The sequence below is a fragment of the uncultured Cohaesibacter sp. genome, assembly GCF_963556055.3.
Classification (GTDB): Bacteria; Pseudomonadota; Alphaproteobacteria; order Rhizobiales; family Cohaesibacteraceae; genus Cohaesibacter.
In genome coordinates this window covers 116,032-132,750 of record NZ_CAUVYE020000008.1, presented here as the reverse complement: position 1 = coordinate 132,750, position 16,719 = coordinate 116,032, and the positions used below count along the sequence as shown (strand labels likewise).

The following is a 16,719-nucleotide window of genomic DNA, read 5'->3' as shown; positions in this document are numbered from 1 at the left end:
CTATCCGCCCCGAAAAGATGGGATCGGTCGGGATCGGAATTTTTTTGGAGATGGAGATGGACACCACGATTTTCACATGCTGCATGCCGGCCCTCATGACGCCATGCAAAGAAGACAGAAGCCCGGATTATGATGCTCTGGTCAAACAGGGTCAGGAGATGATCGAGGCTGGCATGGGCGCGGTTGTCTATTGCGGCTCCATGGGCGACTGGCCATTGCTGAGCGATGCAGAGCGTAAAAAAGGTGTCGAATTGCTGGTCGAAGCCGGTCTGCCGGTGGTTGCCGGTCTTGGTGCGATCAATTCAAAGACTGCTGCCGATCATGCAGCCCATGCCCAGAAGGTCGGAGCCAAGGGGCTGATGATCATTCCGCGCCAATTGTCCCGCACCTCGGTCTATGCCGCCCAGCGCGCCCATTTCAAGGCCGTTCTTGAAGCTGCTCCAGATCTGCCCGGCGTGATCTATAACAGTCCCTATTATGGCTTTGCCACCAAGGCGGACCTGTTTTTCGATTTGCGGGCCGAACATCCCAATCTCGTTGGCTTCAAGGAATTTGGTGGCGCAGCCGCTCTCACCTATGCGGCCGAAACCATGACCAGTGGCCCGGATGACTCCATCCTGATGGTCGGCGTGGATACCGCCGTCTATCACGGCTATGTCAATTGCGGTGCGCAAGGAGCGATTACCGGCATCGGCAACATCCTGCCCAAGGAAGTTTTGCTGATGATCGATCTTTGCAAAAAGGCCGTCGCAGGCGATGCGCTCGCTCGCAAACTGGCACTCGAGCTTGAGCAGGCGCTCTCGGTTCTGTCCACTTTTGATGAAGGCCCTGATCTGGTGCTCCATTTCAAACATATGATGGTACTGCGCGGCAAGAAAGAATATGCGCTGAATTTCAACGAGACAGATGTCCTGAGCGAAAGCCAGAAAGGCTATGTCGAGAAGCAGCTCGCGCTGTTTGACGCCTGGTATGCAAGCTGGGCGAAACAGCCAACTGTTGCACCCTATCTCGCCTGAGGCCGTTTGATGTTGCCCAAATGCCGCTTGTTGTTGGCGGCACTCAACTGAGAGCTTCAGTCATTCCCCCCCACTGTTAGCTCTGCGGAAATAGGCCCATACCAATGGTGTGGGCCTATTTTTCATTGTGCACGCAGCATTGAGGCTTTGTCGCGCTCTAGAGGGCGACCCCTTCAAGACCTTCCTTTTCAAACTTGTCGAGCAGGACAAGTTCCTTTTCTTCCAAGGTGATGCCCTCATCCAGTGACTCTTTGCGCGCCAAAAAGCGCCGCCCGGATGGCAGGCGAGCCCCTTGATCGGCAATGGCTCCCAACATCATCTCGGCCCGTTCGAACGGATTGTCCGTGCGCCCCTTGGCAAAGGCAATCGGATCAAGCGCGAGGATCAATTCTCCATGGTGGGGCGCTAGCGTTGTGGTCCCGAGCGCTTCCAGTGCTTCCGGGCTGGTCAGATCGCCAATCATGGCAGCAGCCAGCAGCTCGATCATGGTGGAGATGGCCGACCCCTTGTGCGCCCCGAAAGGCAGCATCGAGCCTTCCAGCACAGCGCTGGCGTCGGTGCTTTCCTTGCCATCCTTGTCGATGCCCCACCCTTCGGGCAGAGGTTTACCTGCCCGGCGATAGAGTTCGATCTCACCGCGTGCAGCCATGCTGGTGGCAAAGTCAAACACGTAAGGGTCCTTTTCAGGGCGCGGCCAGCCAAAGGCGAGCGGATTGGTGCCCAGCAAAGGCGCATTGCCGCCAAAAGGAGCAACAGTCGCATAGCTTGGACACATGGCAAGACCTGCCAGTCCCTCACCTGCGATAGCCTCGACTTCGTGCCAAAGCGCGGAAAAATGGGTGCAATCGTGAATCACCAGTGCGGCCAGGCCAAATGTCCTTGCCTTTTCCACCAGCTTGGGCAGACCGAAATAGAAAGCCGGGTTAGAAAAGCCCATTCTGGCGTCAACCTTGACGATTGCCCCGTCTTGGGACATCAGCACCGGCTCCACGTCCGGCTTGACCTGCCCTGCCTTGATGGTGCGCAGGCATCCCTCGATGCGATAAAGGCCATGGGCGGCACAGTGATCGCGCTCGCCGGCAACAATCACATGGGCAAGGCAAGACGCCACATCCGGAATTGCGCCTGCCTTTTCGAAAATGCCCGCAACGCGCGCCTCAAGCGCTTCGATGGAAAAAACTTCTTGATGTGACATCTAATCCTCGTGCTCGGTGTGATAAGACTGGTCGTATAAAATGTGTTTTTAGTGACAAACTGCGGCTCGGTGTCCCTTACCTGAAATCCATTGGTTGCCAAATGAATACAAATTGTATTATCTGTGTCGTCAGAACTTCAAGTCTTTCTTGCAGCAAAAGGACAATTCCATGAGCTACACTCCCCATGGCAGCCATTTGATCGCGGGTGAGAAGGTCCAAAGCGATGAATCTTTCTCTTCGGCACCGATTTCAGGCCCTGCAAACACATTCTCAAAAGGCACTCCGGACCTTGTAGCAAAAGCCTGCGAGGCTGCGGAAGATGCATTTTGGTCATACGGATATACCTCAAGGGAAGAGCGTGCGGCCTTTCTGGAGTGCATTGCCGATGAAATCGAGGCGCGCGCAACCGAGATTACCGAAATCGGATCGCTGGAAACAGGCCTGCCGGAAGGACGATTGCAGGGAGAGCGTGGTCGGACCACTGGTCAACTACGCCTGTTCGCTTCTCACATTCGCACTACCGACTTTCTTGATTTGCGCCATGATGAAGCCTTGCCTGACCGGCAACCTCTGCCGCGGCCTGACCTGCGCATGATGCAGCGTCCGATCGGACCTGTGGCTGTGTTTGGTGCCTCCAACTTCCCGCTTGCCTTTTCTGTCGGCGGTGGCGATACCGCTTCGGCGCTCGCTGCCGGGTGTCCGGTTGTCGTCAAGGGTCACAGCGCCCATCCGGGCACCGGTGAAATCGTTGGCGATGCCATCACCGCTGCGGTCAAGAAATGTGGTCTGCATCCGGGCGTCTTCAGCCTCGTGCAAGGTGGCGGACGCGACGTGGGCACCGCCCTTGTGCAGCATCCGCTGATCAAGGCTGTCGGCTTTACCGGCTCTCTGTGGGGTGGCCGGGCGCTTTATGATCTGTGCGCAGCTCGTCCTGAACCGATTCCCTTCTTCGGTGAACTTGGCTCGGTCAACCCGATGTTCCTTCTGCCAGAGGCCGTTGCAGCGCGCAGCGAAGACCTCGGCAAGGGCTGGGCAGGATCGCTTACCATGGGTGCAGGACAATTCTGCACCAATCCCGGCCTTGCGATCATCCTTGAGGATCAGGCGCAGGCGGTCGCCGATGCGGCGATTGCCGCCCTTGGCTCGGTTGGGGCCCAGCTCATGCTGACCAATTCCATGGCAAACACCTATCGCGAAGGCGTCTGGGCCATAGCCCAGACAACCGGCGTGCGGGAGCTGCTGACCTCGATGTGTGACCAGCGCAATGCCACGCCATATCTGTTCATGGTGTCCGGCGACGACTGGCTTTCCAACGCCAAGCTTCAGGAAGAGGTGTTCGGGCCGATGGGCGTCATCGTCACGGCCCGGGATGTGGATCAGATGCTGACCATCGCCAAGAGCTTCGAAGGCCAACTGACAGCCACCATGCATATGGATGAGGGTGATACTGCACTTGCCAGACAGCTCATGCCAATCCTTGAGCGCAAGGCGGGACGCATTCTCGTCAATGGCTACCCGACCGGCGTCGAGGTTTGCGATACGATGGTGCATGGCGGGCCTTATCCTGCTTCCACGAATTTTGGCGCCACCTCGGTAGGTACGCTCTCTATCCGCCGTTTCCTGCGCCCTGTCTGCTATCAGAATATCCCTCTTGGGGTGTTGCCTGAAGACGCGCAGGATATTTGAACCAGGAGAAGGTAAGTTCCCATGAGCTATGATGTGATCGTCCTTGGAGCCGGTATCGTCGGCATCAGCACGGCTCTGCATTTGCAGGAACGCGGCCTCAGGGTCGCGGTTCTGGACCGTCAGGAGCCGGGGCTTGAAGCGTCCTACGGCAATGCAGGCATCATCGAGAAGGATGGTCACATGCCGCTGGTCATCCCCAGTGAGATCATCCCGCTGATGAAATATGGCAGCAACCAGCAGGTTGCCATGCGGTATCATCCGACAATGATGCCGCGCCTCGCACCATGGCTCCTTGATATGTGGAAAGTGTCGAGCCCTTACGGAATCTCGTCTTATGCGCGGCGCGTCACGCCTTTGCGCAGGGTTTCGGCAACGGAGCATTTTCACTTTGCCGATCAGGCTGGCATTCGCGATGCCTTCCGGGAAAATGGCTGGATTCACCTGTTTCACAGTCAGAAGACATTTGACGGAACGTCCCGTTCTCGCAGCTATGCTGACGAGTTGGGGATCGAGTATGACGTGTTGCGCAAGTCCGAGCTGTCTGCACTTGAGCCTTCTGTTCGCTTCAAGGAAAATGATTGGGGCATCCACTGGAAGGGATGCGTTTCGGTTTCCTCTCCGGGCCGGGTTACCCGTGCATATGCTGATCTGTTCACCGCAAAGGGCGGCCGCCTCGTGATTGGCGACGCCAAAAGCCTCAGGCAAGACGGCGGGCAATGGACGGTGTCCAGTCAGGACGGTGCGGTCACTGCGCCGAAAATGGTTGTGGCACTCGGAGCCTGGAGCATGGATGTGCTCAAATTCTTCGGGTACAAGTTCCCGCTTCAGGTCAAACGTGGCTATCACCAGCATTTTGGCAGCGATCAGGGCGCATCCATGAGCCGTCCGGTGGTGGATGAGGATATCGGCTTCCTGCTCACGCCGATGGACGATGGCATTCGCCTGACCAGCGGCATCGAGTTTGCCCACCGCGAAGCACGCAAGACACCGGTTCAGATTCGCAAGGCAACCCAATGGGCCAGGAAAATCTATCCGCTGGGCAAACCGGTGGAAGACGAGGCATGGATGGGCTTCAGACCCTGCTTCCCGGACTCCCTGCCCCTGATCGAAAAATCAGACAAGCATGAGGGCCTCTATTTCAACTTCGGCCATGGCCACATGGGGTTCGCGGTTGGTCCGATCACTGGCAAAATGACCGCAGATCTGGTGACCGGAGAAACACCCTGCCTTGATGTTGGTGGCTTCTCATCCAAGCGATTCTTCTGATTGCGTTATCGGTTTCATCACCAAAATATTGAGCAAAGCGCTTTACCTTCAAGCTGAGGTAAAGCGCTTTTTCCTTGTGTGTCACGCCTCGCATCCGGGCCCTTGACGACAGGGCTCAAGCCTTGTCCTCTTCCAGCCAGAGAAGGCTTTGTCTCAGGGCTTCGGTCGTTTCTGCGCTTCCCGCAACGACAAACGATCCTTGATGATCTGTCGGCTGATAGGCTGAGCCATCAATGCACATTGCCTCCCCACCCGCTTGTTTGGTGACAAAGACACCGGCTGCATGATCCCATGGTTTCTTCATGCCATTGACGATGAAATCCAATTTGCCCTGTGCAAGCAGGCGATATTCATGGCAGGAGCATCTGAGCGAGCTGACGCGAGTAAAGCCGATTGCCATCTGGCTGGCGAGACGACTGCGTTGGCTTTCTGGGAACAGGAAATGAGAACAGATGCCAGTCATCTCAGAGAAGGGTTTGGGCCGGGATGACCGGATGATGCGCCGCTCCTGTTCGGGTGCGCCAAACCAGGCACCTTCGCCTTGGGAGGCCGCGATCCAGTCATCCATGACAGGATCATAGAGAAGTCCGAATACCGTCTCACCCTTGTATGTCACCGCCAGAATGACCCCGAACGTGGACAGACCGTTGGCGAAATTCCACGTCCCGTCAATAGGGTCAATGATCACGGCCCAGTCGCTTGAGCCAATCTGCTCGAGCAGAGAGGGATCACTGGCGACGGCCTCCTCCCCGATAATTGCGGCACCGGGCAGGATGTCAAGGGCCCCTTTGCTGATCACGATTTCCGCGGCCTCATCGGCATCGGTCACCAGATCATCGGGGGCCGTTTTTGCGCGGATGGCATCTGAGGACAGGTGCCGAAAGCGCGGCATGATCTCGGTCTTTGCCGCCTCTCGCACAAGTTCGATAAAGGCGCTTTGTTGCGCTTGGTCCAGTTTCATCATGGCTCTCCACTTCATCAGGCACGGGGTCTTGCAGTTTACCGTCTTGTTTCCCGATTGTGTGACAAAGACATGACCAAACGGTCCGGAAATGCGGGGCCTGCCTCCCCAGGATATAGAAATCCGCAGGTCGAGCCAGAAAAACTAGAGATAATCAACAAGGCTCAGATTGATAATGGTACTAAGCGCAGAGTAACTTGCTTCAAGCATTGTCTCATAGGTGGTGGCTTCCACGGCGGCGGCGGCTATATCGATGGACGTTGCATCCGTTGCCAGATCTTCCATCTGGGCAATATAGTCCTCCTCATTCTCGATATAGGTTTCAAGGCGACTCGACACAGTCCCGGCTGCACTCGTTGCGGTAATGATGGCGTCCTGAGCGTCAACCAGCAGATCGTCGACATCATCAAGCTCACTGGTTGTCAAGGTGATGCTGTTCGCCAGATAGGACAGCGCGCGCATGGCTTCCTCAATACCTTCCAGCGTTGCGGTGACGCCATACTCCACTTGTGTCCCGCTATCGAGGCGGATGACCTGCGTATAGCTGTCGCCCTGATAATAGTCGGTGTTGACCGTGGTCAGATCCGTTGCTTCATAGCTCGATGTGTCAACCGGCTCGGTGTCCGTCAAGCTGCCCGAGAAAATGTAACGCCCCTGATATTGGGTATTGAGCAGCAATTCGAGATCTTCAAGATACTCGGCGGCAGACGTCTGCAAATCCTGCAATTCATCGGAAGTACTGGTCGCGGAAACCGAACTGCGGGCGTTGGTCAGAAGATCCGTTATGTCCTGAAGCACCGAAGCGATCGTATCGCTGCGGCTGATGACGGTTTCCGCCGCCGAGATATTTGACTCTGCCGTCGAGATTGATGCACTGAGGCTGATAACGGACCCTGCCTCGCTGCCAAGACCTGCATAGTCGGTGGAGACAAGACCGGTGGATTCCTGTTTCTGGATGTTGGCCAGTCTCGCCTGTGTCGTCAAGGTGCGATCCAGGAGCGAAGACGTGGTGTGGAAGGTTGCTACGCGCATTGCCATGCTATCACCTATGAGAATGCCGACAGAAGATCGTCGAACATTTCCTGAATTGTACTCAATAATGTCGATGCCACCGCATAAAGCTGTTCAAGCTCGGCCAGGCGCTCGGTCTCTTCGTCGACATTCACTCCGTAGGCTGAACTGATCGCATCCGAGGCTGTGCTCAGGGCCGTTTCCGTCACATCAAGAGCGTCAGAGGCAGAATTTGCATCGGAAACCGCGATCGAAATCAGATCCGTAATATATTCTGTCAAGGTGCATTCGTTGGCAGCCAGATTGCCCGCGGCATCAAATGTTGCATCCCCTTGCAGGGCGTCCAGAATGTTGTTGGCCGTGGTTGCCGTGTTGCCAGTACCCAGCAGGGTCGTGGGGTCATCGGAAACCGTGGAAACGACAGCGATGTTCGAGGCGCTTGTTCCTTCAAGAATGTCTCCGCTGAGCCCTGCAACCGCATTGAGTGTATCAATCATGGTGGTGGCGAACTCATCAAGAGCCTCGGCATAGTCAGGAAGCGTTTCGTCGCGCAACTCCAACAGGGATCCGATTTTGCTGTCGGTGCCTGAAATCCTGTCGGTGATATCCGAGCCGTTGACAATGATCGTCGTCTGGCCATCGGCATCCGACCCGGTGCTCAGCAGGTGGGACGTCGAGCCAACAAGAATTTGCCCCGAGCTGGTATAGACCTTGGTGGAGCCGTCATCACTTTGAAATGTCGTGATGTCGAGATACTCGGACAGTTCGGTCAGCGCCGTATTCAGTTGGTCCTCAAGGTCGGCGGTGCTGTTTCCATTTGCCGCTTCAGCACGGATCTGGTCATTCAGCTCTGTTATATTCTCAAGCAGGTTATTGACCGACTCGACAGCCTCCTGAACCTCCTCGTCGGCTTGCTCGACCAAGTCGTCTATCGTTTCGGCCGTGTCGCGAATCTGGGAGGTCAGGTCTTCCAGCGTCGTCACCGCATTGTAGGCGAGCGTTGAGCTTTCCGGCGTCGTGGCAAGGCTCGTCATGGCCTCTTCAAAGTCGGAGATAGCTGAGACCAGCGTTGTTCCTTCGCCGGTATTGTCTTCCAGAGTTCCGAATTCGGTCTGCAACTGATTGAGATATTCGGCGGTGGTGCTTGCGCCGGCGGCTTGGGATGTCGCTTCCATCAAGTCGGCCAGCAGATACTGACTCACCTGAGACGTGACACCGTCAACAGACACCCCACTGCCGATTCCCGAAGACGTTTTCGAGGAAACCTGAGCCGTTTTGGTGGTGTAGCCTTCCGTATCGGCATTGGCGACGTTATTGGCAGTGACTGATAACTGAACCCTGGCTTGCAGCCAGAGAACTGGATGCAATCCGCACTGAAGCATTCAGTGTCGTCATGAGCCTTACTCCTTTCAGATCACCCGAACACAACCGGCCTGCGGGTTCTGATGATCCAACTGATTTGCCCGTATGGCTCTGCCCGGCCTAGCAAGCCAAGACAGGCGCGCAAGCAAATTACGCTTTACACTTCTCGATCCGGCTTGATCGATCTGGCCTGCCGAGGCGCCGCAGAGGACTGCCCGTAAGAACCATAGGTCTGCAATCCGCCGGTATCCTGATTGTCTCGAATGGCCCGCATGATCGCATTTATGCGACGCTCGTTGGCGGACATGGCCTGACTGAGATTGTTGGCATTTTCCATGAAAGTCTGGGCCAGAATCTGGACACGATCCTGAAGCGCATTGAACTTGTCGTCCGAGGCATAAAGAAACGCCTCCCGTTCGGCCTTGAACTGCTTGAAAAAGGCATCGAATTCGCTGGACAGCTTCTGTTTGCGCACCAGAAGATCGTCCAATGTGACGGGGCGCCCGCTTTCAAGGCGCTGATTTTCCTCGCCCGCGACGCGGATCAGTTCATCGGCGACCTTGATTGCTTGGTCTATGGCTTCTTCGATGCGTTCAATATCACGCTGCGTTTTGTTTTTTTCTGTATTTAGGTCGATCAGCATGGCACACCCTATCTCTTGTCGTATTTGCGGAACTGGTTCAATTGTGAATATGCACTTGCCGCATGGTTGGCTTTGGTCGAGCGTGAGCGTTGACCCTTGATGTGGTGCTGTTGCTCACGCATATGTGTGATCAGGTCCTTGAGCGATTTTTTGGCTTCGAGCAGCAGCATTCTTCCCGAGACCCGATCCTTTTCCGTTTCAAACTGACGGATCTCGGATCGAATTCTGCGGATTTCTTTTTTGCAGTGGGCCAAATCATCCTGCATAGCCATTACCTGACAGCGCTCAGCAGATCGTCAAACATTTCGCCGGCGGTCGAGATCACCTGCGAGGCGGAAGAATAGGCCTGCTGGGCAGCCAGCATGTTCGAAAATTCGGTGCTGGTGTCCACGGTGCTGGCTTCAAGGGCGCTGCTTTCAATCGTTCCGGTTGCCCCCTGCCCTGCGATATGCAGCGTGGCGTTGCCGGAATAGGAGGAGATGGAATAGATTCCGTCACTGTCCTCGGTGAGCCCGTCCGAGTTGGTGAAAGTCGCGATGGGGATCTTGTAAATCGTGCGTGTTTCACCATTTGTAAACGTCGCCACAACCGAGCCGTCGGAGTCAATTTCAACGTCACTCACCGTACCGTAGGCCCGCCCATCGACATCGATCGATTTCACGTCGATTTCAGCTTCATCGCTGTCATTGGATGAAAACTGGGTCAGTCCATCGTCTTCACCAACCGTGCCCAAATCAAGGGTGATGCTGCTGGCTGAGGCACCGGTCGACCAGGTGATGTCCAGAGCGGTGTCTGAAACACTGGCCAGCGTCCCGTCGCTATTGAAGGTGACTGTTATGGGAGTCGTGGACGTTGGCGTGGAGACTGTCCCGGTCGAAGTTGAATCGTCGGCAGAAACAGGATCGCTGAAATAGACGGTCCATTCGTTAAGGGTTGAACTTTTCGTGAAATTGGCGGTAATCGTGCTTGCAGTACCAAGAGAGTCATAAACTTCGAAGCTGTATTCAAATGTCGCGCCGTCTTCGGCATCCGCAGGCAATGTCGCCTGCAACGCGACATTGGAGGTCGCCTCAGCGGAACTCTGAATGGAGGTGATGTCGATCTTCTCGAGATTGACACTGCTGGCGCCACCGGAAACCTCGCCATCTTCGTCTGTGGCCCAGCCCATGAGGGCGTAGTTGCCATTTGTCAGATAGCCATCTTCATCAACACTGAACTCGCCGTTTCGTGTGTAGTAGCGGGAGGTTTCATCACCTTCGGCGGAGACGATGAAGTAGCCAGATCCGTCAATCGCCAGGTTGGTCGAGATCGAGGAGGAAACAATCAGTCCCAACGCAGTGTTGTTCGTTGTGTTGCTCGCAGCAACACCACCGCTTTTGGTTGATCCACTCCCCGCGACAAGACTGGAAAAGCTTGTCGATGAGGCTTTATACGCTGTCGTTTCAGAGTTTGCGAGGTTGTTTGAAACGGTCGCCAGGGATTGTGACTGTGCTGCCAGTCCCGAGACCGCCGCATTGGTTGCACCCATCAAGCTCATGATACTCTCCTACTAAATCACCTTAAATGGTGTTTGCGCTCAATTTCTTTTTCAGTTACTTCCGAGAAGTCATTCAGTCGTCCGGCCAGCTTCTCAAGTTGCGTTGATTGCCGTGATGTCATCGAGCGTGAAGCCGACATCGCCAATCAGCAGATAGGTTTCACTTCCCGAGGAATCGATTCCGGTTACAAGTCCCGTGACGGACGTGCTCACGTCGACGCTGTCGCCCGATGCGTCCGTGGCCGTTATCTCGATCGTGTAGATGCTGCCATCCTCGCCCTGGACGCCATCGTCATCGACCCCGTCCCAAGTGAGGGAATAGGTCCCTTCTTCCACTTCACCAGAGGTGGTGTAGACGGTGTTGCCTTCGTCATCGAGAATGTTGATGGTAACCTCGGAAGCATCGCCGTCGAGCGTGTAGTTCCACTGGGCGGATCCATCCTGAAGGCAGGTCGTATCGCCTTCCACGGTCACGGTCTCATCAAGATAGCCCAGACCGTTGGACGAGATCATGGTCTCCAGATTGTCTACAATCGTCTCAAGGCTTTCAGCATTGGTGACCTGCTGATCATAGGTGGAAAGCTGAACCAGTTGGTTCATGAATTCGGTTGTGTCTGTCGGATCCGTCGGGTTCTGGTTCTGAAGTTGTTCGACCATGAGCTGCAAGAACTCGGATGTGTCGAGGCCCAGATTGCTTGATGTCGACGTGGTGGTCGACGTCGATGCAGTCGATGAAGTCAGCGTCGTTACAGTCATAGATTTTCCATTCGCGCGTCCAGAAAACTAACAAAGAGAAAGGCGCGACTTTCGCCGACGTCTTCGTCCCCTTATTTCTGAAACGCGCGAAGCAAATAAATCAGGCGAATTTTTTTGATTTTTATTACGGAAAATTTTGCCTATTACTTATTTCCCATAGGAATAATTTGCCTATTTAAGTATACATTTGAAATATACATCAATTTAATCAAATAATAATTCGATAATAATTTATAAATGTCAAAAATATGAGAGATATAATCTATTTTTGTCAAATTTATTTCTTTTGCATTCCCCAATTCAAATCATGAATACGTTTTCAAAATTCACATAATCAAAAGACCGCTCGCACTTTCACACCAAACTGGCTTGGTGAAATAGACAAGCGATTATGCGGGACGAAGAATTACTGGGAAGAGTGTCGAGATTTTTCTCAAAAAAAAATTGAAAAAGGGCGCGTGCGACAGCATCCAGACGGCGTCTGTCAGCATCCGGGCTGGACAATCTTGTCCAGAGCGCAAGAATGCGGCCCGGTATTGATTTTGTCAGAAGAAGAGAGAGCCCCCCAATTCAAGGGACGATGAGGACAAGGAGCTATTGCTTTTTTATCTTGTCCATGATGCTGCCAACCAGTGAGGATGGTGCTTTGGGGGCTTTGGACGCCCTGATCAGTTTCGCCATGCTGGCGTCAAACTGCATTTTCTTTCTGGCCAGTTCAGATGACTCAAGCAATGCCAAGGCCGGGCCTTGCAGGTCCTGCGGCCAGCTCTTCAGATCCGGGCCATAGCTATCAAGCATTTCCTCGAACCGCTCAATCGACATGTGAGCGTCGGATTTGGCCATCTTTGTCCTTACCTTTACTGGACGAGACAGCCTGTTGGTCCGACTATCCTGTCCTATCCCACCTTCGCGAGCATACTCGCATCACTCTGGTCTAGAATCCCACTCATCACGGAGTCAATATTACGTTGTTGCATTTTTGCCATTTCTGCCCATGCATTGCGGAATTCAAGAATCCCGGAGGCGATTGTGGCATATCTCTGGATCGCATCATCCTTGCCATAGGCATTGTGAAGCGCAAAAATATTGCTGGTATACATGTCGATAAATTGCTGACCCATCACCGGGTCTGCATCCATGCTCACATTCTGACGCAACCCGCTCAGAATTTTGGAGGCATGCACCACGCGACCGAATGCGTTTTCGAAATCCTTGCGACGCAAATGGTAACTGGTCAGGATGATCGCATTGAGCGCTTCGTCAAGAAGCATTGCAACCGCTTTTATTGGTGAAACCGCTGAGTTGGCGGTGCGATATGCATTAATCGCGCGGCTGTGCGCATAAGTCATCTTCTTAGTCTCCGGAATCAAGGATTGCTTCAATGTAATCGAGTGAGCTTTGAGCTTCTTCGATCGCGGCTTGATAGGATGCATAGAGTTCGGTCAAACGCTCTTCATAGGCGTCGACGGTCTCCATGATGTCTTCATATTCGGCTTCGTAATCCTCGTTTTGCTCTTCGAGGGTTTCGATCTTCGAAATGATCAGCCCCTCATCTTCATCGGCATATTTCGAAACGGCCTGGTAGAGGTTTTCGATGATGCCGGCAGTGCAGGAGAAGTCGATCGTATCGCTTTCATCGCCGGTATAGACGAACGTAATGCCTTCATATTCCGTTCCCTCGACGCCAACGATACGAGAGCCACTGACCTCGAAGCAGCCCGACTCTCCGTCGCAAAGGATGCTCGTGACCTCTCCATCTTCGTCCACCTCTATATCGAGCGTGAAGGAAGACGGCATATCGGACGTGCGCTTGAGAAGCGCCAGATCGCTGTCACTGACCTCATATTGAAAATTGAGCATGTCCTCGATCTGGTCGATGTCGTTGAGCAACGCATCGTTGAGCGTATCTTCGTCCAGTTCGAGATAGTTGTTCTCATCGTAAGACAAGCCGAGCAGCGCCATGCTCTCGCCATCAACAACAGTTGAGATCGCATCGTAGATAGCGGTGTTGGTGCCACGCAGAAGGCTGTCGCCATAAAGGACGGCGTCATCGGAGACCGTGCCACTGGCATCGATTTCCTGCTGCTGCAATGCCCATTCACGATAGGCATTGTAGGCATCAACCAACGTGACGACCGCTTCCTTGATGTCAGAAAGAGACTGGCTGATCTCGACCGAAATGGAGGCATCTTCTTCGGTGACCTGATAAAGGGCAAAGGTAACCCCCTCGATCACGTCATCAACCGTATTTGTATCACGGGTGATTTGCACGCCGTCGACGGTGATGATCGCATCCTGAGATTCTTGCAGAATGTTGGCCCAATCGCCGTCATCGGTGGTCATGCCAAGTGAATTGAGAATATCGTCGCCATCCCCGGCGGTATAGTCGATGTCATTGCCGGTTTCGCTGGTCAAAACCAGACGATAGTCACTGTCGCTCACCTGCACGACCGTTGCTGTGACACCTGAGTCCTCGGTATAGTTGTTTATCTCGCTGGCAATCTCGACGAGGCTCATGTCGTCGGTGACTTCGATCTCAACCGCGTCATCCTCGGAACCGCTCATTTTGAAGGACATCGTCCCCTCAAAGCCGAGCGCTTCGGTGCTATCTTCAACAACCCCTTCGGCGCTTATGACTTTTTGCGATTTGGCAAGCTGATCAATGGTGATGTCATAGGTCGCGATGTCGACACCCGCCTCGCAAGTCACCACAAGCGCATCCTCTGCCTCGACATCTCCCACACCGGTAAGATAGGCAGCGCGTTCGGAGAAGATGTCATCCAGTTCGGTCAGGGAGTCATCCGTACCGCGAATGGCTTCGATGGCATCAAGGACGTCGCTGAGCAAGTCCTGCATCTCGGTGTAGGCTTCAATCTCGGTCTCGTTCTCCTCGATCTTGGCCTCGACACGATCGGCAGGCAATTGCTTTTCCAGAACAGCGGCTTCGATCAGCGCATCCCAATCGATGTCGGAGCTGGAGCTTGAGGTGCTTGTCGATGATGTAGAAGACGATGACGTCGACGTGGTGGTCGTCGCTGACGTGGTGCTCGAAGTTGTGGACGTGGTGCTCGTCATTTCATCTGCCTCCTTGCGTCTTCCTGCATGTCGCTTGCGGCGCCATTCCCGCCGGAAAATGCGGTCTGTTGTAAAAACAAACTGTTTCCCCGCCACCTTGATGAACCAGGGCGGCGAGGAAACGCTTTCATTCTTCTAGACCGGGCCGCCTGAAAGCGGCCCAGGTGATTGATCCTTACTGGATCAGGCTCAACAGGTTCTGCGGCATCTGGTTTGCCTGAGATGCAGCAGCAACAGCGGCCTGAACCTTCACGGATGAGGAAGACAGCTCAGCCTGTTCCTTGGCGATATCAACGTCGGAAATCGCAGACTGTGCAGCTTCAAGGTTTTCAACACTGGTGTCGATCTGAGCGGAGCGGAATTCGAAACGGGACATGGTTGCACCCATTTCGGCACGCGCTTCAGAAATCTGGTTGATCGCGTTGTCCAGAACCGAAAGCGCTTCGGCGGCACCTTCCTCGGTGGAGACATCAAGGCTGTCGATACCAAGGGAGGAACAGGTCAGAGAGCTGATCGACAGATTGATGGTGTCAGCCGAGGTCGAACCAACAACGATTTCAGCGCCAGTGGTTTCAACTTCGGTGGTCGAGCCGCTGGTAGTACCGGCTGCAAAGCCAAGGGCGGCAAGGCTGAGGCCACTGTCTGCATCACTGTCGGCAGCAAGCGTGACATTGGCCGTTTCGCCCGTTGCAAGGCTGGTGATGACGATTTCGCCGGCAGCGTTTTCCGAGGCTTCATAGAGATAGTTGCCATCGTCATGCAGACCGTCATTGATCTGGGTGACGAGATCGGCAGTGGTCAGCTCTGTCTGGGAGCCATCATATTCTGCTGTCAGCTCGATCTTGGAGCCACCAACCGAAATCGTGGCGGTTTCTGTCGCGGTTGCGTCCGCATTGGTGTAGCCTGTGAAGGCGCCGTCGGATACAGCCGTACCTGATGCAGCCAAGGACGTCGCCAAGCTGTTAATCGTGTCGCCGGAGCCACCTGCCGTTATGGTCTGATCACCACCAACCGTGTTGATGTAGAGATAACCATTGGCATCAGAAGAGGCCGAGATTGTCGATATGCCAGCTTCGGCAGCTGCGGTGTTGATCGCAGTGGCAATTTCCTCTGCGGTGACTTCATCGTTTGCAACATAATCGCCCATATTGACAGTCAGCGTGTTGGTGCCGTCTTCAATGGTGAAGGACAGAGTAGTTGCCGTCGTGATCTCGAAGGTCCCTGCGGTGCCAACAAGGCTTTGCTGGGAGGCTACGGTATCGTTGGTTGCTTCTGCGGCGGTCTTGATGTCGTCAACAGAGAAGTCGCTGGAGCCATCGAGCAAGCTGACGCCGTTATAACGGGTGGATTCGGTGATCCCGTCGATCTCTTCCTGAAGCTCTTCAAATTCAGCCTGGATGTAAGCGCGTTCCGTGTCGGTCACGGTACCGGATGCAGACTGGGAAGCCAGGGTTTTCATACGCTCGACGATATCGGCGATGTTGGAAGCGCCACCATCAGCGGTCGAGAGAACGGATACAGCGTGAGAGGCGTTGGTAGAAGCCTGCTCCAGAGCGGCAACGTCTGTTCCAATTTTTGTCGAAATCGCGAGGCCGGCAGCATCATCGGATGCTTTGTTGATGTTGGATCCACTGGCCAGTTTTGCCAGAGAGTTGGATTGATCGGATGAGTTTGAATTCAAAAAACGCACTGCAGTGTTTGCAGCAGTGTTGGTAGAAATTACGGGCATAGTCGAACTCCTGAACTAAACGAATGCCGCCCTTTACTGGTACGGATCGACGCGTTTTCCCGCGCCTTGTTTATGAAACGCAGCGACTTGCCCAATTCAGGCGAGATTTATTTTTTTTATTCCTGAGCATTTTTAACCATGGATAAACACTATTCCGGTAACGAAGGCGACGCCGTTAATATTTAAATCGCATTTTCCTTATTTCTGAGTGCTTTTCGTTAACAGAACGCCCGAGTATTTCTTCTATTTTTCTTTTTAAAGAATCTCGGCAGCATTGATTTACTACTAACAGAGCGTTAACAATCGCCAGACCAAAGCCCCAAAAACGCCGAAAAAGCCGAAGTCCTAAAGATATTCTTAAGTAATATTCTTCGAGACTTTTGACTTTTTTGAAGAAGAGAAAGATGCCCCTTCAGGAAAACGCAAAGAACCGCAGCGCGCTTTTTGAGGAGACAAGACCTACTCAGCGCCACTGCGGCTC

At 54.1% G+C, this 16,719-nt stretch carries 15 protein-coding genes; 3 read left to right on the top strand and 12 right to left on the bottom strand.

Annotated features, from left to right (window positions below):
* Positions 1–56 precede the first annotated feature (56 nt).
* Positions 57–1,016, top strand: a complete 960-nt coding sequence (locus ACHZB8_RS02800) for a dihydrodipicolinate synthase family protein (protein ID WP_316858547.1) — start codon at positions 57–59, stop codon at positions 1,014–1,016.
* Positions 1,017–1,173: 157 nt separating this feature from the next.
* Here the strand turns inward: ACHZB8_RS02800 and ACHZB8_RS02795 are convergent, their stop codons facing one another.
* On the bottom strand, positions 1,174–2,211 hold the full coding sequence (locus ACHZB8_RS02795; protein WP_316858546.1) for an Ldh family oxidoreductase: 1,038 nt from the start codon (positions 2,209–2,211) through the stop codon (positions 1,174–1,176).
* A gap of 169 nt (positions 2,212–2,380) precedes the next feature.
* Between ACHZB8_RS02795 and ACHZB8_RS02790 the strand changes: the two genes are divergently transcribed.
* Positions 2,381–3,898 (top strand): aldehyde dehydrogenase (NADP(+)), encoded by a 1,518-nt coding sequence (locus ACHZB8_RS02790; protein ID WP_316858545.1) that lies wholly within the window; start codon positions 2,381–2,383, stop codon positions 3,896–3,898.
* Between the two features lie 21 nt (positions 3,899–3,919).
* Positions 3,920–5,164, top strand: a complete 1,245-nt coding sequence (locus ACHZB8_RS02785; protein WP_316858544.1) for an FAD-binding oxidoreductase — start codon at positions 3,920–3,922, stop codon at positions 5,162–5,164.
* 115 nt (positions 5,165–5,279) lie between these two features.
* Here ACHZB8_RS02785 and ACHZB8_RS02780 read toward each other — a convergent pair whose 3' ends face one another.
* From ACHZB8_RS02780 to ACHZB8_RS02730, 11 genes are all read right to left on the bottom strand, one after another.
* Positions 5,280–6,125: an inositol monophosphatase gene (locus ACHZB8_RS02780; protein ID WP_316858543.1), complete on the bottom strand. Its 846-nt coding sequence runs from the start codon at positions 6,123–6,125 to the stop codon at positions 5,280–5,282.
* Between the two features lie 144 nt (positions 6,126–6,269).
* The gene (locus ACHZB8_RS02775) at positions 6,270–7,163 is read right to left on the bottom strand and encodes a flagellin (RefSeq protein ID WP_316858542.1); all 894 of its coding nucleotides are present in this window, start codon (positions 7,161–7,163) and stop codon (positions 6,270–6,272) included.
* Between the two features lie 8 nt (positions 7,164–7,171).
* Entirely contained in the window at positions 7,172–8,518 is a 1,347-nt protein-coding gene (flgK, locus tag ACHZB8_RS02770) for a flagellar hook-associated protein FlgK (protein ID WP_316858541.1), read from the bottom strand.
* Positions 8,519–8,655: 137 nt separating this feature from the next.
* Positions 8,656–9,141, bottom strand: a complete 486-nt coding sequence (gene flgN / locus ACHZB8_RS02765; RefSeq protein ID WP_316858540.1) for a flagellar export chaperone FlgN — start codon at positions 9,139–9,141, stop codon at positions 8,656–8,658.
* A gap of 8 nt (positions 9,142–9,149) precedes the next feature.
* Entirely contained in the window at positions 9,150–9,407 is a 258-nt protein-coding gene (locus ACHZB8_RS02760) for a hypothetical protein (protein WP_316858539.1), read from the bottom strand.
* 5 nt (positions 9,408–9,412) lie between these two features.
* Complete coding sequence (gene flgE, locus ACHZB8_RS02755; RefSeq protein WP_316858538.1) at positions 9,413–10,678, bottom strand: flagellar hook protein FlgE; 1,266 nt, start codon at positions 10,676–10,678, stop codon at positions 9,413–9,415.
* A 93-nt stretch (positions 10,679–10,771) separates the two neighbouring features.
* The gene (locus ACHZB8_RS02750) at positions 10,772–11,434 is read right to left on the bottom strand and encodes a FlgD immunoglobulin-like domain containing protein (protein WP_316858537.1); all 663 of its coding nucleotides are present in this window, start codon (positions 11,432–11,434) and stop codon (positions 10,772–10,774) included.
* 594 nt (positions 11,435–12,028) lie between these two features.
* The gene (locus tag ACHZB8_RS02745) at positions 12,029–12,277 is read right to left on the bottom strand and encodes a hypothetical protein (protein WP_316858536.1); all 249 of its coding nucleotides are present in this window, start codon (positions 12,275–12,277) and stop codon (positions 12,029–12,031) included.
* 53 nt (positions 12,278–12,330) lie between these two features.
* Entirely contained in the window at positions 12,331–12,783 is a 453-nt protein-coding gene (fliS, locus tag ACHZB8_RS02740; protein ID WP_316858534.1) for a flagellar protein FliS, read from the bottom strand.
* Between the two features lie 4 nt (positions 12,784–12,787).
* On the bottom strand, positions 12,788–14,509 hold the full coding sequence (gene fliD, locus ACHZB8_RS02735; protein ID WP_316858533.1) for a flagellar filament capping protein FliD: 1,722 nt from the start codon (positions 14,507–14,509) through the stop codon (positions 12,788–12,790).
* Positions 14,510–14,684: 175 nt separating this feature from the next.
* Positions 14,685–16,238, bottom strand: coding sequence for a flagellin (locus ACHZB8_RS02730; protein ID WP_316858532.1), 1,554 nt, complete (start codon positions 16,236–16,238; stop codon positions 14,685–14,687).
* Between the last annotated feature and the right edge of the window lie 481 nt (positions 16,239–16,719).